Annotated in this window: 12 protein-coding genes; 9 read left to right on the top strand and 3 right to left on the bottom strand. The window is 70.9% G+C overall.

The window, feature by feature from the left end:
• Position 1 precedes the first annotated feature (1 nt).
• Entirely contained in the window at positions 2-1,675 is a 1,674-nt protein-coding gene (locus tag ABGB19_RS22955) for an AMP-binding protein (protein WP_347688294.1), read from the bottom strand.
• 99 nt (positions 1,676-1,774) lie between these two features.
• On the opposite strand from ABGB19_RS22955, the gene ABGB19_RS22950 reads away from it, so the two are divergent.
• Positions 1,775-5,236, top strand: a complete 3,462-nt coding sequence (locus ABGB19_RS22950; protein ID WP_347688293.1) for an amino acid adenylation domain-containing protein — start codon at positions 1,775-1,777, stop codon at positions 5,234-5,236.
• On the opposite strand, the gene ABGB19_RS22945 is transcribed toward ABGB19_RS22950, so the two are convergent.
• Positions 5,228-6,088: an LLM class F420-dependent oxidoreductase gene (locus ABGB19_RS22945; RefSeq protein ID WP_347688292.1), complete on the bottom strand. Its 861-nt coding sequence runs from the start codon at positions 6,086-6,088 to the stop codon at positions 5,228-5,230. The genes ABGB19_RS22950 and ABGB19_RS22945 overlap by 9 nt on opposite strands.
• Positions 6,089-6,284: 196 nt before the next feature.
• Here ABGB19_RS22945 and ABGB19_RS22940 point away from each other — a divergent pair, with 196 nt between their 5' ends.
• The 8 genes from ABGB19_RS22940 to ABGB19_RS22905 all read left to right on the top strand — a co-directional run bounded on the left by ABGB19_RS22940 (position 6,285) and on the right by ABGB19_RS22905 (position 23,118).
• Complete coding sequence (locus ABGB19_RS22940) at positions 6,285-7,022, top strand: thioesterase domain-containing protein (RefSeq protein WP_347688291.1); 738 nt, start codon at positions 6,285-6,287, stop codon at positions 7,020-7,022.
• Complete coding sequence (locus ABGB19_RS22935) at positions 7,012-8,340, top strand: polyketide synthase (RefSeq protein WP_347688290.1); 1,329 nt, start codon at positions 7,012-7,014, stop codon at positions 8,338-8,340. Before ABGB19_RS22940 ends, ABGB19_RS22935 begins: the two co-directional genes overlap by 11 nt.
• Positions 8,337-11,279, top strand: coding sequence for a mycobactin polyketide synthase MbtD (gene mbtD / locus ABGB19_RS22930; RefSeq protein ID WP_347688289.1), 2,943 nt, complete (start codon positions 8,337-8,339; stop codon positions 11,277-11,279). The genes ABGB19_RS22935 and mbtD overlap by 4 nt, the downstream gene beginning before the upstream one ends.
• Before the next feature lie 5 nt (positions 11,280-11,284).
• The gene (locus ABGB19_RS22925) at positions 11,285-16,378 is read left to right on the top strand and encodes an amino acid adenylation domain-containing protein (protein ID WP_347688389.1); all 5,094 of its coding nucleotides are present in this window, start codon (positions 11,285-11,287) and stop codon (positions 16,376-16,378) included.
• Positions 16,379-16,422: 44 nt separating this feature from the next.
• Positions 16,423-20,724 carry an amino acid adenylation domain-containing protein gene (locus tag ABGB19_RS22920; protein ID WP_347688388.1) on the top strand — a complete coding sequence of 1,434 codons (4,302 nt, stop codon included), beginning with the start codon at positions 16,423-16,425 and terminating at the stop codon, positions 20,722-20,724.
• Positions 20,721-22,058: an NADPH-dependent L-lysine N(6)-monooxygenase MbtG gene (gene mbtG / locus ABGB19_RS22915; RefSeq protein WP_347688288.1), complete on the top strand. Its 1,338-nt coding sequence runs from the start codon at positions 20,721-20,723 to the stop codon at positions 22,056-22,058. Before ABGB19_RS22920 ends, mbtG begins: the two co-directional genes overlap by 4 nt.
• Positions 22,036-22,251: an MbtH family protein gene (locus ABGB19_RS22910; RefSeq protein ID WP_347688287.1), complete on the top strand. Its 216-nt coding sequence runs from the start codon at positions 22,036-22,038 to the stop codon at positions 22,249-22,251. The genes mbtG and ABGB19_RS22910 overlap by 23 nt, the downstream gene beginning before the upstream one ends.
• Positions 22,252-22,455: 204 nt before the next feature.
• Complete coding sequence (locus tag ABGB19_RS22905; RefSeq protein WP_347688286.1) at positions 22,456-23,118, top strand: DUF998 domain-containing protein; 663 nt, start codon at positions 22,456-22,458, stop codon at positions 23,116-23,118.
• Here the strand turns inward: ABGB19_RS22905 and ABGB19_RS22900 are convergent.
• Complete coding sequence (locus ABGB19_RS22900) at positions 23,115-23,450, bottom strand: type II toxin-antitoxin system VapB family antitoxin (RefSeq protein ID WP_347688285.1); 336 nt, start codon at positions 23,448-23,450, stop codon at positions 23,115-23,117. The two genes, ABGB19_RS22905 and ABGB19_RS22900, sit on opposite strands and share 4 nt — an antisense overlap.
• Between the last annotated feature and the right edge of the window lie 154 nt (positions 23,451-23,604).

Raw genomic sequence — 23,604 nt, 5'->3', positions numbered from 1 at the left:
GTCAGGACGCCAACTGCGCGACGACCTTCTTCTTGTCCACCTTGCCGATCGCGGTCATGGGCAGGGCCGGCAGCGGCGCCAGCACATCGGGTCGGCAGTGCGCCGATACGCCGCGGTCGTCGAGGAACCGGTTCAGCTCGGCGAGCGTGATCGGTGCGTCCTGGAAAACCACTGCGGCGCAGATCTTCTCACCCAGGAAATCGTCGGGTAGCGCCACCGCCGCCGCGGCGTAGATCGCCGGGTGCGCGAAGAGGTGCTCCTCGAGGTCCGACGCCGAGACGGTCTCACCGCCGCGGTGGATGACGTCCTTGATGCGGCCGGTGACCTCGACGTAACCGGCCCGGGCGCCGTCGGCGAAGATGCGCACCCGGTCGCCGGTGCGGTAGAAGCCGTCGGGGCTGAAGGACCGTGCGTTCGCTTCGTCGGCGCGGTAGTAGCCGTTCAACGTGTACGGGCCGCGCACCAGCAACTCGCCCTCCTCGCCGGGCGCGACCTCCACCCCGGTGTCGTCGACCACCCGCATCTCGTCGTGTGCGGACATCGGCCGGCCCTGCGTGTTGACCACGACGTCGACGGGATCGCCGGGCCGGGTGAAGTTCAGCATGCCCTCGGCCATCCCGAAGATCTGCTGCAGTCCCGGTGTCAGCCCGCCCAGAATGTAGTCGGCCTCCTGCGGGGTCATCCGTGATCCGCCCACCTGCACCAGGCGCAGTGTCGTCGGGAGAACCGGTTCCCATTCACATGCCTGTGTCCACACCTTGGCCAGCGCGTTGACGAGGGCCGTGACGGTGACGCGGTGGCGGTCGATCACCGCGAAGGCCGATTCCGGGCTGGCGTCGGTGGTGAAAACCGTTGTGGCGCCGACGGTCATCGACCCCAGGATGCCCGGACATGCCAGCGGGAAATTGTGCCCGGCAGGCAACACGACGAGATACACGTCGTCCCCGGTCATCCGGCACTCCCGAGCGCTGGCCGTCGCGTTGTAGACGTAGTCGTTGTGGGTGCGGGCGATCAGCTTCGGCAGCCCGGTGGTGCCGCCCGATACCAGCAGCAGGGCAGGCGAATCGGGGTCGACGCGGGCACGGTGTGGCAGTGGCCCGTCGAATCCGGCCAGCGCCGAGAAGGATTCGAAGTCGCCGGGCTCGCCGTCGACGAACACGTGTCGCAGGCCCGGATTGGCGGCGATGAGCTCGCCGGCGAGGTCGCGATAGTCGAAACCCGCGACGGTGTCGGGGACGATCAGGCCGACGGCGCCGCTGGTCGCAGCGAAATGATTGAGTTCTGCCGAGCGGTGCCCGGGCAGGCACATCACCGGAACGGCGCCCGCGCGCAGCACGCCGAACAGCGCGACGGCGAATTCGCACGTGTTGGGGAGTTGGAGCAGCATGCGGTCGCCGGGGGAGATGCCGCGATCGGCCAGCGCCGCCGCGATGCGGTCGGCGCGCGCGTCCAGTTCGGCGAACGTGTATCCCACGGTCTCGTCGATCACCGCCGTGCGGTCGGGCCATGCGGCCGCCGCGTCGCCGAGGATCGAATCCAGCGGGCGATCGGTCCAGTAGCCCGCTCGCCGGTACTCCTCGGCTCGGCCGGCCGGAAACGGCACGAAGCCGGTCGTGAGATCGCTCGGCCGAGCTGATGATTCTGCGGTGATGCGCTGTTCGAAGCCGGTGCTCATGGCGGATCGGGCCCCTCGGGGTAGGTGTGTGGGTGCCTCGAATATAAGGTAGCGTTCCCCGGGTTAGTTAGGGCAGCCTGCACTAATTCGGAGGATGGCGTGAGTGTTGCTGAGACCAGTCGGGAAACCGTGCGTGAGGAGGTCGCCGAACTTCTCGGCGTGACCCCCGACGCGGTCGACCCGGACGCCGACCTGATCGCATCGGGCCTCGACTCGATCCGGATGATGTCGCTGTCCGGACGATGGCGTAAGCAGGGCATCGACGTCAACTTCGCCGCGCTCGCCGAGAACCCCACCGTGGCGGCCTGGTCGGCCTTGGTGGCCGAACGCCGCGGCGACAGCCGGCCCGCGTCCGGCACCGCACCCGAACGCGGCGCCGCCGCCGACGCGGCGTTCCCGCTGGCGCCGATGCAGCACGCGATGTGGTTGGGCCGCAACGCCGACCAACAACTCGGCGGCGTGGCCGCCCACCTCTACGTCGAGTTCGACGGCGCAGGCGTCGATCCCGGACGGCTGCGCGCCGCGGCGGCGAAACTCGTTGCCCGCCATCCGATGTTGCGGGTGGAGATCCTGCCCGACGGCACCCAGCGCATCGGCGACCGGGGCCTCCCCGTCACGGTCCACGACCTGCGCGAGCTCGACGCCGAGGCGGCCGGGCAACGGCTCGAAGCGATCCGCCGGGCGAAGTCGCATCAGATCCTCGACGGCGACGTGCTGGAACTCAGCCTGACGCTGCTCCCCGAAGGGCGCACCCGCCTGCACGTCGACATGGACATGAACGCCGCCGACGCGGTGAGCTACCGAAAGTTCATGGCCGACCTGGCGGTGTTCTACCGCGGCGGGGACCTGCCGGAACTCGGCTACACCTACCGCGAATACCGCGCCGCGCTGACGGCGGCCGATCCCGGGCCCTCCGACGAGGACCTTCGCTGGTGGGCCGAGCGGATCCCCGAACTCCCCGAAGCGCCCGCGCTGCCGCTCGTCCCGCCGGCCGAGCAGGAAGATCCCCGCCGCAGCGTGCGACTCTGGCACATCTTCGACGTGCCGATCAGGGACGCGCTGTTCGCCGCGGCGCACCGCCGCGGGATCACGCCCGCGATGGCGGTGGCGGCGTCGTACTCCAACGCGCTGGCGCGGTGGTCGAGCAGTCCACGGTTCCTGTTGAACCTGCCCATGTTCGGCCGCGAACCCTTCCACCCCGACGTCGAGAAGCTCGTCGGATGCTTCACCTCGTCGCTGATGCTCGACATCGACGTGTCGACGGCACGCACACCCGCGCAGCGGGCGCGGGCCGTGCAGGAGACGCTGCACAGCACCGCAAGGCACTCGAGCTACTCGGGCCTGTCGGTGCTGCGCGACCTCGGTCGTCATCGCGGCAGCCAGACGCTCGCGCCGATCGTGTACACCAGCGCACTGGGACTCGGTGACCTGTTCGCCGGCGAGGTCACCGACCAGTTCGGTGCGCCGGTCTGGACGATCTCCCAGGGCCCGCAGGTGCTCATCGACGCGCAGGCGACCCCGCTGGCCGACGGCCTGATGATCAACTGGGACGTCCGCGTCGACGCGTTCCGGCCCGGCGTCGCCGACGCGATGTTCGCCTACCATCTCGCGGAATTGACCCGGTTGGCCACCGACGACACCGCATGGGACCGGCCCGACCCGCCCGCGGTGCCCGAGGCGCAGCGCGTCGTCCGCGGGGCCGCGAACGGCGCCACCGCACCACCCAGCCGAGAGGCGTTGCACGACGGGTTCTTCCGCAACGCCGATGTCGCGCCCGAGGCCCCCGCGGTGTTCAGTAGCGACGGCGCGATGAGCTACGGCGAACTGCGCCGTCGCGCACTCGGTGTCGCGGCGTCATTGCGCGACAACGGAGTTCGACCGGGTGACCTCGTCGCGCTGATCGGGCCGAAGTGCGCCGAGCAGATCCCCGCGGTGTTGGGCATCCTCGCCGCCGGGGCGGCGTACCTGCCGATCGGCGCCGACCAGCCCGTGGAGCGGACCGCGCGCATCCTCGCGACCAGCGGTGTTTCGGCGGTGCTGGTGTGCGGCGGGGCCGGCCCAGTGCAGCTCGGTGTGCCTGCCATCGCCGTGGCCGACGCCGTGCGACACGAGGGCGACGGGCCGGTCGGCCCCGTCGATCCGAATGCCCTTGCTTACGTGCTGTTCACGTCGGGGTCGACGGGCGAACCCAAGGGCGTCGAGCTGACGCACGACGCAGTGATGAACACCGTCGAGGTCGTCACCGACCGGTTCGGTCTCGACGCGACGGACCGCAGCCTGGCGCTGGCATCGCTGGAGGCCGACATGTCGGTGCTGGAGATCTTCGCTATCCTGCGCGCCGGCGGAGCGGTCGTCGTGGTGGACGAGGACCAGCGCCGCGCCCCCGACGTCTGGGCGCGGTTGATCGCCGAACACAGTGTGACGTTTCTGAACTGGATGCCGGGGTGGCTGGACATGCTGCTCGAGGTCGGCGGCGACCGGCTGCGCAGCCTGCGGGTGGTCCTGCTGGGCGGCGACTGGGTACGTCCGGAACTAATTCGCCGACTTCGCCACTCGGCCCAGGGGGTGCGCGCCGCGGGCCTTGGCGGAGCCACCGAGACCGCGGTGCACGGCACCATCTGTGAGGTCGACGATCTGCCGGTGCACTGGACGTCGGTGCCGTACGGCATGCCGTTGCCGAACAACGTCTGCCGCGTCGTGGCCGCCGACGGCACCGACTGCCCGGACTGGGTGCCCGGTGAGCTGTGGTTCAGCGGACGGGGCATCGCCCGCGGTTATCGCGGGCGGCCCGATCTGACGGCCGAGAAGTTCGTCGAGCACGACGGCCGGAGGTGGTACCGCACCGGCGATCTCGCGCGATACTGGCCCGACGGCACGCTGGAGTTCGTCGGCCGTATCGACCATCGCGTCAAGATCAGCGGCTACCGCGTCGAAATCGGCGAGGTGGAGGCGGCGCTCAAGCGCGTGCCGGGCGTCGATGCGGCGGTCGCCGCCGTCGTCCCCGGCGAACGGGAGGCGCTGGCGGCGCTGGTGCGCAGCGGGGATCCGGCCGTCGACGCGCAGACCGTCGCGGCGGTGCTGACCGGCCTCGTCCCGGCGCACATGATCCCCAAGGTCATCGTCATCGCCGGGACCATCCCGTTCACCGTCAACGGCAAGATCGACCGCCGGGCGGTGGCGCGACTGCTGGCCGAGGCCGAACCGCCTGCGGCGCAGGCCTATCGGGCACCAGCGGGCCCGCTGGAGTCCGCGCTGACCGCGATCGTCGCCGAGGTGCTCGACGTCGACGCCGGCGGGATCGGCGTCGACGACGACTTCTTCTCGCTTGGCGGTGATTCGGTGCTGGCGACGCAGGTGATCGCCCGCGTCCGCGACTGGCTCGACACTCCCACGGTGTTGGTGACCGACATGTTCGCCACCCGCTGCGTGGCCGGTCTCGCCGAGCGACTTCTCGCCCGCGAGTCGGACGCCGAGCGGCTCACCGCGGTCGCGGAGGTGTACCTCGAGGTGGCCGGAATGGACAGCGCCGCGGTGCTTTCCGAGCTCGAGTCGTCAGCCTAGGGCCGCGGCCAGCCGTCGCCACTGCTCGTGGGGGAACTCGCGCGGGTCGGCGGTGAGAACCTGAACGCAGACGTGGTCGGCGCCCGCGTCGCGGTGCTCCTGCACGCGGCGCAACACCGTCTCCTCGTCTCCCCAGGCGATGATCGCGTCGAACAACCGGTCGCTGACCGACGTCACGTCGTCTTCGGTGAAGCCGGAGCGCAGCAGGTTGTTGGCGTAGTTCGGCAGTGCGAGATAGGAACGCAGCCAATCGGTTCCCAGCGCGCGGGCCTCGTCCGCGTCGGTCGTGAGCAGGACCGTCTGCTCGGGCAGCAGCAGGGGGCCCTCGCCGAGGTGCTCACGCGCGTAGCGGGTGTGGTCCGGGGAGACGAGGTAGGGATGCGCGCCGCGGGACCGGGTCGCCGCGAGCTCGAGCATCTTCGGACCCAGCGCTGCGAGCACTCGATTGGCCACGGGCACAGGCTGTTCGGTGGCATCGATCCCGTCGAGGTACTTGCGGGTGGCGGCCAGCGGTTTGCGGTATAGCCCGGGCTCCCTGGAGTCGATGAGCGGTGCGTGGCTCACGCCGATGCCCAGCAGGAACCGCTCTCCGTGTGCCGCGGTCAGCTGCGCGTAGCGGGCCGCCACATCGGCGGGTTCGTGCATCCACAGGTTGAGGATGCCGGTCGCGATGACGACGTTCTCCGTCGCCGACAGCAGGTGCTCCACCGAGTCCATAACCGGACCGCCGACGTCGGGGATCCACAGCGCCTCGAAGCCGAGCGCCTCCAACTCCGCGGCGGCCTCGGCGGCCTCGCCCTGATCGCCGTAGCGCAACTGCGAACTCCAAATGCCGACGCCCGCCAGATCCATGCCGTTCATCCTTTCCGCTAGCCGACAGCCTCACGTTACGGAGCGTCCGACGACGCCTCGTAGGCCGGTGGGCACAGACCCGGAGGTAAACGTCTCCGATCGGGGAAGGATAGGGTAACCTCACCGACGACTTAGGACAGCCTGCGCTAATTCCCCGGAGGACCTGGATGCGTGTTTTCGCTGCGGACCCGCAACGATGATCGAGGAACAGGTCTTCAAGCCCTGGATCAAGCGCTCGCCCGGGCGGCCGTCACGCGATGCGACGATCGTGTTCCCGCACGCCGGTGGGGCCGCCGCGGCCTACCGGGCGCTGGGGTTCGCGCTGTGCCGGGGTGGCGGTGACGCGTTCGTCATGCAGTACCCCCAGCGGGCGGACCGGTTGAGCCATCCCGCCCCGGACACCGTCGAGGAGTTGGCCGCGGATCTCTTCGCGGCGGGTGACTGGGCCAGGCTGGGACCGCTGCGCCTGTTCGGCCACTGCATGGGCGCGGTGATCGCGTTCGAATTCGCCCGCGTCGCCGAGCGACACGGCGTCGACGTCCGGCAGCTCTGGGTGTCGGCCAGCCAGGCGCCGTCCACGATCGCGACGTCACCGCGCCTTCCGACCGCCGATGCCGACATCGTCGCCAACATGATCGATCTCGGCGGCACCGACCCCCGCCTGCTGGCCGACGAGGACTTCATCGACCTGCTGGTGCGGGCGGTGCGTGCCGACTACCTGGCGTTCAACCGCTATGCCTGCGGAACCGACGTGCGGCTGCGCGCCGACATCCACGCGCTCGCCAGCCGTGACGACCACCGCGTGAGCCAGGACATGCTGCGCCGCTGGCAGATTCATACCGACGGTGCGTTCACCCTTTCGGTGTTCGACGGCGGACACTTCTATCTCGACGACAACGTCGACGCAGTCGCGGAGCTGGTCAATGCGGGATAGCGGGCCAGGAAGCACTGCCGGCGACCCGATCGTCATCGTGGGCATGGCGATCGAGGCCCCCGGGGGCATCGCCACCGCCGACGACTACTGGGCGCTGCTGTCGCAACGGCGCGAAGCCCTGGGTCCGTTTCCGCGCGACCGCGGCTGGCGGGTTCGCGACGTTCTCGACGGCTCCGCGCGCGACGGCTTCAAGCGGATCTGCGACCTGGGCGGATTCCTTGGCACCGCAGCCACTTTCGACCCCGAGTTCTTCGGCATCTCGCCCCGCGAGGCGGTCGCCATGGACCCGCAGCAGCGGGTGGCGCTGCGGGTGGCGTGGCGCGCGCTGGAGAACGGCGGCATCAATCCCGACGACCTCGCCGGCCATGACGCCGGCTGCTACGTCGGCGCGTCGGTGCTGGGGTACGGGCCCGATCTCGCCGAGTATTCCAATCTCACCGGGCATCTGATGTCGGGAACCGCCCTCGGCGTCATCTCCGGACGGATCGCCTACACATTGGGCCTGGCCGGTCCAGCGCTGACCATCGACACGTCCTGCTCGTCGGCGCTGACGGCGGTGCACACCGCGGCGCAGGCGCTGCGGTCGGGCGACTGCGACCTGGCGCTCGCCGGTGGCGTCTGTGTGATGGGTTCGCCGGGATTCTTCGTCGAGTTCGCCAAACAGCATGCGCTGTCCGACGACGGCCACTGCCGGCCCTACAGCGCACAGGCCAGCGGCACCGTCTGGGCCGAGGGCGCGGCGATGTTCGTGCTGCAGCGGCGTTCGGCCGCTCGTCGCGAGAACCGCCGCGTGCTCGCGGAGTTGCGCGCCACCTGCCTGAACCAGGACGGCCGGTCCGCCGGCCTGACCGCCCCGAGCGGGCAGGCGCAGGCCCGGTTGTTCCGCCGTGCGCTCGAGCAGAGCGGTGTGCAGGCCGAGGACATCGGGATGATCGAGGGGCACGGCACCGGGACCCGGCTCGGCGACCGCACGGAACTGCACTCGCTCGCCCAGACCTACGGAGCCACCGCACCCGGCGAAGGTGCGCTGCTGGGCTCGGTGAAGTCGAACCTCGGGCACACCCAGGCCGCCGCGGGTGGGCTGGGACTGGCCAAGGTGCTGATCGCCGCTGAGCACGGCACCGTACCGGCCACCCTGCACAGCGAGCACGCGAGCCGCGAAATCGACTGGGACGGACAGGGTCTGCGGCTGGCGTCGCAACCGGCAGGGTGGCCCGCGGTCGACGGGCAACGCCTTGCCGCCGTGACCGCGTTCGGTATGAGCGGCACCAACGCGCACGTCATCGTCTCCATCCCGTCGGGTGCGGAGGCGGCATGACGGTGGCCGGCCTGCCCGACGGGCGCGTACCCGTCGTGCTGAGCGCACACGCCGACGACCTCATCAGGGCCGACGCCGAGGCGATCCTGCGCCACCTCGATCGACGGCCCGAGGTGCAGGCCGTGGCGGCCACCGTGCTGCGGACCCGCAGGCTGCGCAGGCACCGTGCGGTCGTGCGGGCGGCCGACACCGCCGAACTGGCCGATGGGCTGCGCGCGGTGATCGCCGGCACCGAGCACGCGCTGGTCACCTATGCCCGCGAATCCGGCTTCACGCGAACGGCTTTCGTGTTCCCTGGCCAGGGCAACCAGTGGCCGTCGATGGGGGCCGACGCCTACCGGCGCTCAGCGGTGTACCGCAGCCACGTGGACCGCTGCGCCGAAGCGTTCGTCGTGGCGGGGGAGCGGTCGCCGCTGCCGTATCTGATCGCCCGCTCCGCCGACGGAGACTGGCCGCAGGTGCAGATCCAGGGCGCGCAGTTCGCCCATGCGGTGGGGTTGGCCCACGTCTGGCGCTGGGGTGGCATCACCCCGGACGTCACGGTCGGGCACAGTCTCGGCGAAGTCGCGGCCGCCTACGTGGCCGGCCGCATGGCACTGCCCGACGCCGCCGCCGTCGTCATCGCGCGGGCGACGGCCGTCGAGCGCCTCCAGGGCGGCTACGGCATGGCGGCACTGGGCGTCTCGTCGACCGACGCCGAACGGCTGATCGCCGACGTTCCCGGCTGGCTGGAGGTGTCCGCGGTCAACGCGTCCACTTCGGTGGTGGTGTCGGGGGAGCGTGACGCGATCGCCGCGCTGGTCAGCAGGGCGGCGCGCGACGGCCTGTTCGCGCGGCACCTCGACGTCGACTATCCCGGCCACACCAGCGCCCTGGAGCCGTTGCGCACCGACCTCGCCGCGCTGCTGCCGGACGGGGAGTTCACCGACAGCGCCGTGGAGTTCGTCGGCTCGACCACCGGGGCGCCGGTGCCCGCGGGCACCGGGTTCGGCGACTACTGGTACCGCAACCTGCGCGACACCGTGCGATTCGACCGCGCGGTCACGGCCGCGCGCGGGCACGGCGTCGGACGCTACATCGAGATGTCGGCGCATCCGGCGCTGCTGTTCGCACTGGGCGACCTGCTCGGTGACGACGGCTGTGTGGTCGTCGGCTCGGGGCATCGCGATGTCGCGCTCGTCGATGCCGTGTCCGCCAACATCACCGCCACCGCCGCCGGTGACGCCGGTTACCGCTGGACCGACATCGTCGACACGACTCGACCACCCCTGCGGGGCTTCCCCAACGCGCCGATGCGTGCCGTTCACCTGTGGGCCGATCCCACGCCGCTGCCACCGGTGTACGGGCTCACCGTCGCCACCGAAAACTGGCGGGCGACAACCGAACTCACGACGTCCGGCGCCGTCCGCCGCATCGCGGTGGTCGACCTGGTCGGCCCCGGCAGTGCGCTCGCCGATCGGCTGCGGGCGGCGCTGCACCGCCACCGGGCCGTCGAGGCGCCCGCACCCGGTGAGGCCGACCTTCTCGTCGCGGTGGCGCCGGTGCTCGACCACCCCGATGTCGAACGGTCCGCCCGAGAAATCTCCGAACTCGTCGGCGCCGGACTGCTCGGCTATGTCGACGCGGCGGGCCCGGCCTGCCGCGCCATCTGTCTGGTCACCGTCGGCGGGGAGCATGTCCGGACCGACGAACCCGTGGCGTTGCCGGCGCAGGCGGCGCTGGCGGCGATGCACCGAAGCCTCGGGTTCGAGCGGCCCGACCAGGTGTTCCGGCACCTGGACCTGCCGTCGTGGGAGCCCGGCGACGCGGTCGTCGCGGCCGCGGTGGACGCGCTGCTGGGCGACACGCACGAGGCAGCGGTTCGCGACAGTGCTTCGCAGGCCGACACATTCGTACGCACCGTGGGCGACTGCGTCGAACCCGCGCCGGTGTGGTCGCTGGACACCGGGGTGCTCGACAACGTCGTCATCACCGGTGGCAGCGGTGCGGTGGGCCTGCACTTCGCACGTCATCTCGCCGCCCACGGCGCGCGGCGCCTCGTCCTGCTCAGCCGCGGCGGCGTCGCCCCCGCCGCCATGGCCGAACTGACAAGTGCGGGCGTGGACGTGGTCGCGCCGCCCTGCGACATCACCTGCGCCGAGGACGTCGCGGCGGCCGCCCGCGATCATGGCGGTGACGGAGCGTCGCTGCTCATCCACGCCGCGGGGGCCGCGACCTTCGCCGACCGCGACGCGCTCACCGCCGAGGCGTTCGGCCACACCACCGCGGCCAAGATCGGCGGCATGGCGCGCATGGCCGAACTGTGGCCGATGCGCCCGGACACGCGAATCCTGTTGTGCTCCTCGATATCCGGTGTATGGGGCGGTCGAGGACACGCCGCCTACTCGGCGGCCAACCGGATGCTGGACGTGATGGCGGGCCAGCTGCGGGCCGAGGGCCTGAACTGCGTGGCCCTCAGATACGGCCTCTGGCGGGGCACGGGGATCGCCGACGCCGACGAAGTGGCCAGGATCGAGCGGTCGGGCCTGCAACCGATGGAACCCGACGCCGCGGTCGCCGCCAGCCTGCGCGACCACGCCCACGACCCACTGCTGCTGGCCGCCGACCACGACCGCCTGCAGGTGTTCCTCGACAGCCAGTCCGCCGCGTCCCCGACGTCCGTTGACGCCGCACCCGCCGACACCGGCGGTGACACCGCCGCGCGGGTACGGGCCGACCTCGCCGCCGTGCTGAACCTCCAGCCGGCCTCCATCGATCTCGAAACACCGCTGCTCGACCTGGGTGTGGACTCGCTGCTGGCGCTCGATCTGCGCAAGCGACTGCACCGGACCACCGGACACAAGGTTCCGTTGGCCACCCTGCTCGGCGGCATCACCGGCGGCGCGCTCATCGCCAGCCTCGACAGCACGACCCGATCGACAGAAGGTAAACACACGTGACTGACATGGTCGACATCGGAGAGCGGCAGGTCGACCAGCGGCTGGAACTGTTGCGGCGCAGGCTTGCCCAGCGCGGGCTCCGATCGGCCGACGATGCGGCCGCCGTGGCTCCGGCCACCGGCCTGTCCGACGAACAACGCCGCATGTGGTTCGTCCAGGCGGCCGACCCGACCGGCGCGATCCTCAACATCTGCCTGTCCTACCGGATCGCCGGGGACCTCGACGTGGCGCGGTTGCACGACGCTGTCGGGGCGGTCGCCGCGCGTCACCCGATTCTGCGCACGACCTACGCCGCCGATGCCGACGGTGAACCGCAACCGACCGTGCACCGCGACCTCACACCCGGCTGGTCGGTGCACGACCTCACCGACCTGTCCGAGCATGCGCGTCGGCTGCGCCTGGAGGTGCTGGCGCAGCGCGACTTCGGCACGCCGTTCGACCTCGGCGCGGACTCCCCGCTGCGGCTCACCGTCGTGCGTACCGCGCCCGACGAGCATGTGCTGCTGCTCGTCGCCCATCACATCGCGTGGGACGACGGCTGCTGGCGGGTGTTCTTCGGCGACCTGACCCGCGCCTACACCGGCGAGTCGTTGGCTCCGGCCGCCGCGCCCGCGCCGACGGCCGGCCACGTCGACGAGGATCTCGACTACTGGCGCGCGACGCTGGCAAGCCCGCCCGAACCACTCGAGCTGCCGGGGCCCAACGGCTCTGCGGTGCCGACGAGTTGGCGTTCGGCGCGCACCACGCTGCGGCTGCCCGGGGCCACGGTCGACCGGATCTCGGCACTGGCGAGGCAGACCGGTGCGACACCGTACATGGTGCTGCTCGCCGCGTTCGGCGTGTTGATGCAGCGCTACACCCACGCCGAGGACTTCCTCGTCGCGACGCCGGTGCTGAACCGGACCGCCGACGTCGAGGACGTCATCGGCTACTTCGGCAACACCGTGGCCCTGCGCCTGCGCCCACAGTCCGGCCAGACCTTCCGCGAGGTGCTGGCGCACACCCGCGACACCGCGGTCGGCGCCTTCGCCCACCAACGCGTCAACCTCGATCGCGTGGTGCGCGAACTCAATCCGGACCGCACGCACGGCGCGGAGCGCATGACCCGCGTCGCGTTCGGTGTCCGCGGCGCCGACGGTGACGGGTTCAATCCGCCGGGCATCACGTGCCGGCGCGCCGACCTGCGCGGCCAACTCACCCAGCTGCCGCTGGGCTTCATGGTCGAGTTCGACGACACCGGCGCGGAGGTCGAGGCCGAGTATCTCGTCGAAATCCTCGACGCGTCGCTGGCCCGGCAGCTGCTCGAGCACTACGCGGTGCTGCTCGACGACGCGCTGACCCACACGGACCGGCCGGTCGGGGAGCTCGACGTGATGGGGCCCGCCGATGCCGAGTGGCTGCGGCACGTGTCGGCGGGAGAGGAGTTCGACGCTCCCGCAACGACACTGACCGCGCTGGTGCAGGACCAGGTGGCCCGCACCCCCGACGCGGTGGCCGTCGTCTACGAGGGCCGCCACTACACCTACCGCGAGGTCAACGCGGCGGCCAACCGAGTCGCGCACTGGCTGATCGGTCAGGGTGTCGGGGCCGAGGACCGGGTGGCGGTGCTGCTGGACCGCTCACCGGAGCTGGTGATCACCGCGCTGGGCGTGCTCAAGGCCGGCGCGGTATACCTGCCGATCGACCCCACCTACCCCGAGGACCGGCTGACCTTCATCCTGTCCGACTCCGACCCGAAACTCGTTGTCCGCGAGGCAGTTCACAACCTAGACGACTATCCGGACACCGATCCGACCGACTCCGAGCGGGTCCGCGCACTGCACCCCGACAGCACCGCCTACCTGATCTACACCTCGGGGTCGACGGGCCTGCCCAAGGGCGTGCCGGTGTCGCACCGGCCGGTGGCCGAGTACTTCGTCTGGTTCAAGGGAGACTACGAGATCGACCACCGCGAGCGGCTGCTGCAGGTCGCCTCACCCAGCTTCGACGTGTCGATCGGTGAGATCTTCGGCATGCTGGCCTGCGGCGGCCGACTGGTGATCCCACGGCCCGACGGCCTGCGCGACATCGGCTACCTCACCGACCTGCTGCACACCGAGGGCATCACGTCGATGCACTTCGTGCCGTCGCTGCTCGGGCTGTTCCTGTCCCTGCCGGGGGTCAACGAATGGCGGACGCTGCAGCGCGTCCCGATCGGCGGTGAGGCCCTGCCGGGTGAGCTCGCCGACAAGTTCCAACACACCTTCGACGCGCTGCTGCACAACTTCTACGGGCCCACCGAAACGGTGATCAACGCCAGCCGCTACAAGGTGCACGGCAAGCAGGGCACGCGCATCGTGCCGATCGGCACCCCGAAGATCAACACGCAGATCCACCTGCTCGACAGCGCGCTGCGGCCCGTGCCGGTCGGTGTGATCGGTGAGATCTACATCGGCGGAACGCATGTCGCTCGCGGCTATCACCGCAGACCGGGCCTGACCGCCGAACGCTTCGTCGCCGACCCGTTCACCCCCGGCGGCCGGCTGTACCGGTCCGGCGACCTGGCCCGCCGCAACGCCGACGGAGACATCGAGTTCGTCGGCCGCGCCGACGAACAGGTGAAGATTCGCGGATTCCGCATCGAACTCGGCGAGGTCGCGGCCGCGATCTCGGTCGATCCGAGCGTCGGCCAAGCCGTCGTGGCGGTCTGCGACCTGCCCGGGGCGGGGCCGAGCCTCGTCGGGTACGTCACGGGGGCCGACAGCGCCACCCACGTCGACGTCGAGCGCATCCGCAACCGGGTCGCGGCGGCACTTCCGGAGTACATGGTCCCCGCGGCGTACGTCGTGCTCGACGAGATCCCGATCACCGCGCACGGCAAGATCGACCGTGCGGCGCTGCCCGACCCCGACTCAGACACCAGGGTTGCCTTCGGCGCCGCCTACCGCGAACCCGCCGACGGCACCGAACGGCGACTCGCCGACCTCTTCGCCCGACTGCTCGAGCGCGACGGCGTCGGCGCCGACGACTCGTTCTTCGCCCTCGGCGGGCACTCGCTGCTCGCCACCAAACTCGTTGCGGGTCTGCGTGCTCAGTTCAACGTCGACATCGGCGTGCGCGAGGTGTTCGAACTCGCCACCGTGGCCCGGCTGGCCGAACGGATCGACTCGGCCACCGCGACCGAGCACACCCGGCCCCGGTTGGTCGCCGTCCCGCATGACGGTCCGCTGCACCTGTCGGCGTCCCAGCTGCGCATGTGGTTCCAGTACCGCGTCGACGGTCCGAGCCCGGTCAACAACATCCCGTTCGCCGCCCGCATCGACGGGCCCTGCGACACCGACGCGTTCGTCGCGGCGGTCCGCGACGTCGTGGCCCGGCACGAGGTGCTGCGCACCACCTACCGCGAGATCGACGGTGCGCCGTACCAGATCGTCGACCGGACGGCGGAGATCACGGTGCGGCGTGCCCGCGGCGAGGACGAGACCTGGCTGCACACCGAACTCGACAAGGAGCGCAAGCACGTCGTCGACCTCGAGCGTGACCTGCCCGTGCGCGCCGCGGTGCTCGCCACCCCGGACGCGCATGTGGTGTCGCTGGTGGTGCACCACATCGCCGCCGACCACTGGTCTGCCATGGTGTTGTACACCGACCTGCTGACCGCGTACCGCGCCAGGCGCGCCGGCGAGTCGCCGCGGTTCGCACCGCTGCAGGTGCAGTACGCGGACTACGCCGCATGGCAGGCCGCCCTGCTGTCCGACACCGACGGACCCGTTGTCGCGCAACGCGAATATTGGCGCCGCCAATTGGCGGGCCTGCACGAGGACCCCGGTCTGGCGCCGGACTTCCCGCGGCCCCCGGTGGTGAGCGGCGACGGCGATTCGGTCGAGTTCAGCATCGCCGCCGCAACCCGGGGCCGGTTCGCCGAACTGAGCGCCGAACTCGGCGTCACGGAGTTCATGCTGCTGCAGGCGGCGGTGGCCCTCGCGCTGCACAAAGCCGGTGAACGGCCGGACATCCCGCTGGGCACACCGGTCGCGGGCCGCACCGAAGCCGAACTCGACGCGCTGATCGGGTTCTTCGTCAACATCGTGGTGCTGCGCAACGACCTTCGGGACAACCCGACCCTGCGCGAGGTGCTGCGGCACGCCCGCGACACCGCGCTGGCGGCCTATGCCCACCAGGACCTGCCGTTCGATCAGGTGGTCGACGCGGTGCGGCCCGCGCGATCGCTGTCCCGCAACCCGCTTTTCGGCGTCGTGGTGCACGTGCGCGACGCGCTGCCCGAATGTCGACTCGTCGAGTCCGGGCCGGACGGCGACACGACGTTCACCGCGCTGGAACCTCCGTTCGACGTCGCCCACGCCGACTTGTCGGTGAACTTCTTCGGCGCAGCGGACGGCTACCGAGGGCACGTCATCTACCGGACCGACCTGTACCGACGTGCCACCGCGGAACGGTTCGTCGGCTGGCTTTCTCGCGTGCTGGCCGCGTTCGCCGCCGACCCCGACCAGCGCGTGCGCGACGTGCAGATCGCCGACCGCGACGAACGCCGCCTGGTCGAAAGCTTCAGCGCGGCAGCCGAGGCCAGCGTGCTCGACCACTGGCGCGATGCCGTCGCGATCGGGGTGGTCGGTGAGGTGTACCAGCACGTCGCCGGTGAGGACGGGGCGGTGCTGCGCCGCACCGGCAAGCGCGGTCGCTGGACCCCCGACGGACGGTTGGAGTTCGTCGAGTCAGGCGAACAGCGCCGCCCGCCCACGGCGGCGGGCCCGGCCGAACCGGTGCGCACCGGCACCGAACGGGCGCTGGCCGCGATCCTTGCCGACGTCCTCGGCGTGGCCGAGGTCAACCGCACCGACGACTTCTTCGAGTTGGGGGGCGATTCCATCCTGGCGGTGCAGCTGGCGGCGCGCGCCCGCGACCTCGGACTGCCGGTGACCGCGCGGATGGTGTTCGAACAGCCGATGATTCACTCGTTGGCCGCGACCGTCGACGAAGCCGGCGGCGCGCCCGCGACGCCCGACACCCACCACGAGCCGATGGCCGCCTCTGGGTTGTCGGCGGACGAACTGGCGGCTGTGGCGTCGATGTGGTCGGCGTCGCAGGACGGCGCACAGTGACAGCACCGCGCACGCGAGACGCCGAGGTCGCCGTCGAGGACGTGATGGCGCTGAGCCCACTGCAGCAGGGGCTGTTCTCCCTGGCGCAGTTGAGCGCCGGCGACGACGATCCGTACGTCATCGCGATGGCCGCCGACATCGCCGGCGCACTCGACGCGGCGCTGCTCCGCGACTGCGCCGCCGCGATGCTGGCCCGTCATCCCAACCTGCGGGCCAGCTTCCTGCGCGGTGACCTGAGCAGGCCGGTGCAGCTGGTGCCCTCCCGGGTGGACGTGCCGTGGCGACACATCACGGCCGCCGCCGACGAGGTGGCGGCGCTCGAAGCCGACGAGCGACGGCGCCCGTTTCAACTCGACCGCGGGCCGGCGATCCGGTTCCTGCTCATCGAAACGCCCGACACCGGTTGGCGCCTTGTCGTCGTCGCGCACCACATCATCATCGACGGCTGGTCGCTGCCCCTGTTCGTTGGCGAGCTCATCTCGCTGTACCGTTCGGGCGGCGATGCCGGTGTGCTGCCCCCGCCACCGCGGCCCTACCGCGACTACATCGGGTGGCTGGCCGGCCGCGATCAGGAGGCCAGTCGCGAGCTGTGGCGCGCCCACCTCGCCGGCCTCGACGGGCCCACCCTCGTCACGCCCGCGCTGACCGCGGGGGAGCCGCCGTCCGGAGAGCCGCGGCGCACTGAGCTGAAACTGGACCGCACCACCACCGGCCGGTTGTCCGACGCGGCCCGTGCGCACGGTGTCACCGTCAGCACTCTCGTGCAAATGGCATGGGCCACACTAGTTTCGGCGTTCACCGACCGTCACGACGTGGTGTTCGGGGTGACGGTGTCAGGGCGGCCCGGCGAACTCACCGGGGTCGAGACGATGGTGGGCCTGTTCATCAACACCGTGCCGTTGCGGGTGCGGCTGGATCCGGTGGCCCGGGTGGGCGCGCAGTGCGTTGCGCTGCAACGCGAGGCGGCCAGGCTGCGCGACCACAGCTATCTGCCGCACAACGAGCTGCGCGCGCTGGGCGGGGTCGGGGAGATGTACGACAGCCTGCTGGTGTACGAGAACTTCCCGCCGGGCGGGCTCGTCGGCGGCGGGGACTTCGACGCCAACGGCGCGACGTTCCGGCCCGCAGCGCTCGAGAGTGTCTCGCACTTCCCGGTGACCATCGCCGCGCACAGGATCGACGACCGGCTCACGGTGCTCGTCGAGGTGATCGAGGGCGCGCTCGGGTCGATGACCCCCGAATCGCTCGGCACGCGACTGCTCACCACCGTCGAACGGCTGATCGCCAACTGGGACAACCCGCTCCGCGACGTCGTGCTTCTGCTCGACGGCGAGGCGCCGGTCACCCGGCGCGGCGCCGCGGCCCCGCCCGCCCAGTGGGGTGTGCACGAGGCGTTCCACGAGACCGCCAGCGGCAAACTGGGATCGCCCGCGCTGAGCTGGTCCGGCGGCGAGCTCACCTACCGTGAACTCGACGAGGCCGCCGACCGGGTGGCCGCCGCCCTGACCACACGCGGTGTGCGCACCGAGACGCCGGTGGCGATCCGGCTCGGCCGCGGCCCGCACTACGTGATCGCGATGCTCGGTGTGCTCAAGTCCGGCGGGGTCATCGTCCCGCTCGACCCGGCGATGCCGGACGAGCGCGTCGCCGACATCCTCGGCCAGTGCGGTGCGTCGGTCGTCGTCGACGAGGCCTTCCTTGCCGCATCAGCCGATGAGCCGGCCGACGACTTCCGGCCGGTGCCCGCCCGCCCCGGGCAGGCCGCCTACGTCGTGTTCACCTCCGGCACCACGGGCAGACCCAAGGGTGTCGTCGGCACGCACCGGGCGTTGCTGGCCTACGCCGACGACCACGCGCGAAACGTGTTGCGCCCGGCGGCGGCCCGGTTGAGTCACCCGCTGCGGGTCGCGCACGCCTGGTCGTTCACCTTCGACGCGGCCTGGCAGCCGCTGGCCGCCCTGCTCGACGGGCACGCCGTGCACATCGTCGACGACCACGTCCAGCGTGACGCCGAGGCACTGGTCGAGACCATCGCGCGCTACGGCATCGACCTCATCGACACCACGCCGTCGATGTTCGCCCAACTGCATGCGTGCGGTCTGCTGACCACCGTGCCCCTGGCCGTGCTGGCGCTGGGCGGCGAGGCCGTCGGCATCCCGGCGTGGACGATGATCCGCGACGAGTGCGCGCGCACCGGCATGGCGGCCTACAACTGTTACGGCCCAACGGAAACCACGGTCGAGGCGGTCGTCGCCGCCATCGCCGACCACGACGCGCCGACCATCGGCCTGCCGACGTCGCCCAGCCGCGCCTACGTGCTCGACTCGTGGCTGCGGCCGGTCCCCGACGGCGTGGCCGGCGAACTGTACCTGTCCGGTGATCAGCTGACCCGCGGCTACCTCGGCAGACCGGGCGAAACCGCATCCCGATTCGTGGCCGACCCCTTCGTTGCGGGGGAGCGCATGTACCGCACCGGCGACGTGGTGCGGCGGCAGGCCGGCGGTGCGCTGGAGTTCCTCGGCCGGTCCGACGCGCAGGTCAAGATCCGCGGCTTCCGGGTCGAACCCGCCGAGATCGCGGCGGTCCTGCACGCCCATCCCGCGGTGCAGCACGCTCACGTGGCGGTGCGCAGGCAGCGTTGGGGCCCGCAACTGGTCGCCTACGTCGCCGCCGAACCAGCACCGGACGTCACCGAGCTGCGTGCGCTGGTGGCAAAGCGGCTGCCGCGCTACATGGTTCCGCACAGCATCGCCGTCGTCGACCGGCTGCCGCTCACGCCGCACGGCAAGGTCGACGACGCCGCGCTGGCCGCCATCACGATCGACGACGGCCCGTCCGCCGCTCCCGAGACGGCCACCGAGGCGGCGTTGGCAGGTGTGCTCGCCGACCTGCTCGACGGCGTCGAGGTCGATGTCAGCGCAGACTTCCTCGCGCTCGGACTCGACAGCATCGTCGCGCTGTCGGTGGTGCAGGCCGCCCGCAGGCGCGGAATCCCGTTGCGGGCGCGGCTGATGCTCGAGTGCGCCACCGTCCGCGAACTGGCCGCCGCCATCGACAACGAAGCGGCCCGCGCCGACCACGATGCCGACGAACCCGCGGGGCCGGTCCCGGTGCTGCCCAACGTGCACTGGCTGTACGAGCACGGCGACGCGCGACGTCTGGCACAGACCGAGGCCATCCGGCTGCCCGACGGTGTCACCCGTGAGCACCTGACGGCGATGTTGCGTGCCGTCGTCGACGGCCACGAGGTACTGCGCAGCCGGCTCGACCGGCAGACCATGACGTTCGTCGGGCACGATCCGCAAGAGCTGTTGACCGAGGTGTGGGTCGACGGCGGCCTCGCCGAAACCGTCGGTGCCGAGGCCGCGCGGGCGGTCGAACGACTTGACCCGCAACGTGGTTCGCTACTAGCCGCGACCTGGTGCCGACGGTCCGACGGACCGGACGTGCTGGTGCTGACCGCCCACGTGCTCGCGATGGACCCCGCCTCGTGGCGGATCGTGCTGGCCGAACTCGACGCCGGCTGGCATGCGATCGCCTCGGGCTGCGACGCGGTGCCGACGCCGGAGCACACCAGCTATCGGCGTTGGTCGCGACTGCTCACCGAGCGTGCGCAGAAACTCGACACCTGCGACTTCTGGGCCGCCCAACTCGACGGCGATGATCCGCCGCTGGGTGCCCGCCGATTGCGGCCCCACACCGATCGCGTCGGTGACGTCGTGGTCTCCATGTCGCTGGCCGACACCGACCTCACCGCACGGCTGCTGGGCGCCGCCGAACCCGCGCCGTACCTGTTGGCCGCGGCCGCCGCGCGCACGGTCACCCGGTGGCGGCTGCACCGCGGGCAGGCGGTCCCACCGCCGCTGCTGGCTCTGGAGACCCACGGCCGCGCCGAGAACGTGGTCGGTGAAGCCGACACGTCCGATACCGTCGGCCTGCTCACCGCGATCTACCCGCTGCGCGTGCAGTCGGCCCGCGATGTAGCCGAAATACCCGGCGATGGAATAGATTTCGGGTTGCTGCGCTACCTTCGGCCCGACACCGCCGAACGCCTTGCCTGCTACCGCGAACCGCAGTTGCTGCTGAACTTCTTCGGCCGCGTGCATGTCGGGATCGACGGCGGTGCGTTGCGTCCCGACCGCGGGCTGCTGGCCGGTGTGTCACCGCTGCCCGAGCCCAATCTCGCCGTCCGCCACGAGCTGACCATCATGGCGGCGGTACTGGGCGACAGCGACGCCCCCGTGCTGGGCACCCAGTGGCGCACGTTGCCCGACATCCTGTCCGCCGAGGACATCGCCACGCTGCAGTCGATGTGGCTGGATTCGCTTCGAGAGGTCGTGTCATGAACCGAACACTCGCGGTCGTCGGCGCGGGAGCGAAGGCCGTCGCCGTCGCGGCCAAGGCCGCCGTGCTGCGCGACATGGGCGTCGACGTGCCCGACGTCGTCGCGGTCGAGCGCACCGAGGTGGCCGCGAACTGGCAGGCCGACGGCGGCTGGACCGACGGCCAGCACCGGCTGGGCACCAGCCCCGAGAAGGACGTCGGCTTCCCCTACCGGTCGTCGCTGGTGCCGCGGCGAAACGCCGAACTCGACGAGCGGATGACGCGGCACAGCTGGCAGGCGTACCTGATCGCCACCGGTCAGTTCGCCGAATGGGTGGACCGGGGCAGGCCCGCGCCCACCCACCGCCGCTGGAGCCAGTACCTGCGTTGGGTCGCGGGCAATGTCGGGATGACCGTGGTGGCCGGTGAGGTGCGGCGCATCTCGGTCGACATCGGCCCCGACCGGCAGCGCTGGGCCCTGCACACCTCGGATCGCACCGTGCCGGCCGACGGCCTGATGATCACCGGTCCGGGGCAGCCCGAACGGTCGATCCTGCCGGGCAATCCGCGGGTGCTCTCGATCGCGCAGTTCTGGCACCGCGCGGCCCGGCACGAGCTGATCTGCGCCGAGCGGGTCGCGGTGATCGGCGGCGGCGAGACCGCCGCTTCGATGCTCAACGAGCTGGTCCGCCACCGCATTTCGACCATCACCGTCATCTCGCCACAGGTCACGCTGTTCACCCGGGGCGAGGGCTATTTCGAGAACACGCTGTTCTCCGATCCCACCGGGTGGACGAATCTCACGCCGGCCGAACGGCGTGACGCGATGGCGCGCACCGACCGCGGCGTGTTCTCCGCGCGGGTGCAGGAGGCGCTGCTCGCCGACGACCGCATCCGGCACCTGCGCGGGCGGGTCGCGCACGCGGTGGCCAGGGACGGCCGGATCCGGCTGACGCTGCGCACCACCAACGGCGGCGAAGCGCTCGAAACCGCCCACGGATTCGACCTCGTCATCGACGGATCGGGTGCCGACGCGCTGTGGTTCGTGCCGCTGCTGGGCCAGGACGCCCTGGATCTGCTCGAACTCGGCCTGGGCGGACCGCTGACCGGCGAGCTGCTGCAGGAGTCCATCGGTGACGACCTCGCGGTCGAACACGTGATGCCGAAGCTGTTCCTGCCGGGACTGTCCGGGTTGACCCAGGGGCCCGGGTTCCCGAACCTGTCCTGCCTGGGCCTGCTGTCCGACCGGATCCTCGGCGCGGACCTGGTCATGGAGCGAGGCTCGTCCGAGCGACCATCAAGCACCGCCACCCCATCGCCTTCGAGGAGAAGCCTTGAGCACCAACCCTTTCGATGACGACAACGGCACCTTCTACGTGCTGGTGAACGATGAGGGCCAGCACAGCCTGTGGCCCGTGTTCGTCGACGTTCCCGCGCAGTGGCGCGTGGTGTTCGGCGAGAGCACCAGGGCGGACTGCCTGGCCTACGTGGAGGAGAACTGGACGGATCTGCGGCCGCGCAGCCTGCGCGAGGCGATGGCCGCCGACTGATGTCCTGGATCCCCGGGCCGGGTGCGCCCCAACCGATCCCGAGATCGGCATCGGCAACGGCGGGCGGATCATGACGTGCAGACCTCCTTGACGTAGCAGATGCGCGACGTGCGCACCGGTGGACACGTCGAATGGTGGCCTGGGCGACGTTCGACGGGCGTGAGGTGCGCGGCCCGGCGGACCGGTGCCCTACGGTGTGATGCTGTGGCAACGGCACCGACGAGGACGGCGAACAGGACGGGCCTCGTCATCGGCGCGGTGACATGGCTCGTCGCCGCGGTCGGCTACGTCGTGCTCGAACTGCTGACGGCGGTGGCACTACCCGGGTACAGCTACACCGAGCACTACATCAGTTCGCTCGGCGTCCCGGCCTGGTCGCCGCGCGCGTATCTGATGAACGCCGCGTTCTTCGCTCAGGGCGCACTCTTCGTCATGGGCGCGGTGCTCGTCGTCCGCGCCGTGCGGGTCCACTGGACCGGCGTGGTGTTCGTGGTGCTCGCCGTGATCACCGCCGTCGGCGACTTCCTGGTCGGGATCGTGCACGGGGGATCGCCGCTGTGGAACGACGGGTACGAGTGGCTGCACGCGCTGGGCGCGATCCTCGCGATCTTCGGCGGCAACGCCGCGATCCTGGCAGGCACCGCGGTGGTGCGCCGAGCCGTCGTCGCTCCGGGCTATCGACTTGTCGGGACACTGATCGGCCTGGCCGGGTTCGTGATCTTCGCGATGCTGGAGAACTACAACCACTGGGCGATCGACTATGCACCCATCGGCATCGTCGAGCGCGGCTGCGTCTACACGGTGATGCTGTGGCAGCTGATCACGGGGGTCGTCCTGTTGCGACGGCCGGTCGCGCCGACCGCCTAGAACTGCTGGGCCTGGGCCCACCCGTCGCCAGAGGACGCCATGTCCATGTTGAACACCCGCGCGTGCAGCACCGTGCGGTTCCGCAGCGCGGCGCGCACGGCCCGGTGCAGGCCGTCCTCGAGGTAGACGTTGCCCTGCCATCTGACCGCATGCGGGAACAGGTCGCCGTAGAACGTCGAGTCCTCGGACAGCAACCGGTCCAGGGCCAGCACCGTCGTGGTCATCACCAGCTCGTCGAGGCGGATCTGCCGCGGCGGGATCTGAGCCCACTGCCGATGCGACAACCCGTGGTCAGGGTACGGTCTGCCCTCGCGGACTCCCTTGAAGATCATCGGGCAAACACCCTTCGCGTCGTCCCCCCGGGGCAACGGCAACACTGCAAAGGCTAGCCCTCCGCGGCGACGTCGCCACGCGAACAGCCGCTCACACGCTATCGCCGCTGCTGATGACCGTAAAATGGGTGCGAACGCGATGCGAGGGGTAGGT

It is taken from the genome of Mycobacterium sp. B14F4 (genome assembly GCF_039871645.1).
GTDB lineage: Bacteria > Actinomycetota > Actinomycetes > Mycobacteriales > Mycobacteriaceae > Mycobacterium.
This window is presented reverse-complemented; position numbering and strand designations above follow the sequence as displayed.

Excerpts from the sequence above, each read along its gene's own strand:
- ABGB19_RS22955 (WP_347688294.1), bottom strand. The coding sequence starts at position 1,675 with ATGAGCACCGGCTTCGAACAGCGCATCACCGCAGAATCATCAGCTCGG.
- ABGB19_RS22945 (WP_347688292.1), bottom strand. The coding sequence starts at position 6,088 with ATGGATCTGGCGGGCGTCGGCATTTGGAGTTCGCAGTTGCGCTACGGC.
- ABGB19_RS22940 (WP_347688291.1), top strand. The coding sequence starts at position 6,285 with ATGATCGAGGAACAGGTCTTCAAGCCCTGGATCAAGCGCTCGCCCGGG.
- ABGB19_RS22935 (WP_347688290.1), top strand. The coding sequence starts at position 7,012 with ATGCGGGATAGCGGGCCAGGAAGCACTGCCGGCGACCCGATCGTCATC.
- mbtD (WP_347688289.1), top strand. The coding sequence starts at position 8,337 with ATGACGGTGGCCGGCCTGCCCGACGGGCGCGTACCCGTCGTGCTGAGC.
- ABGB19_RS22925 (WP_347688389.1), top strand. The coding sequence starts at position 11,285 with ATGGTCGACATCGGAGAGCGGCAGGTCGACCAGCGGCTGGAACTGTTG.
- ABGB19_RS22920 (WP_347688388.1), top strand. The coding sequence starts at position 16,423 with ATGGCGCTGAGCCCACTGCAGCAGGGGCTGTTCTCCCTGGCGCAGTTG.
- mbtG (WP_347688288.1), top strand. The coding sequence starts at position 20,721 with ATGAACCGAACACTCGCGGTCGTCGGCGCGGGAGCGAAGGCCGTCGCC.
- ABGB19_RS22900 (WP_347688285.1), bottom strand. The coding sequence starts at position 23,450 with ATGATCTTCAAGGGAGTCCGCGAGGGCAGACCGTACCCTGACCACGGG.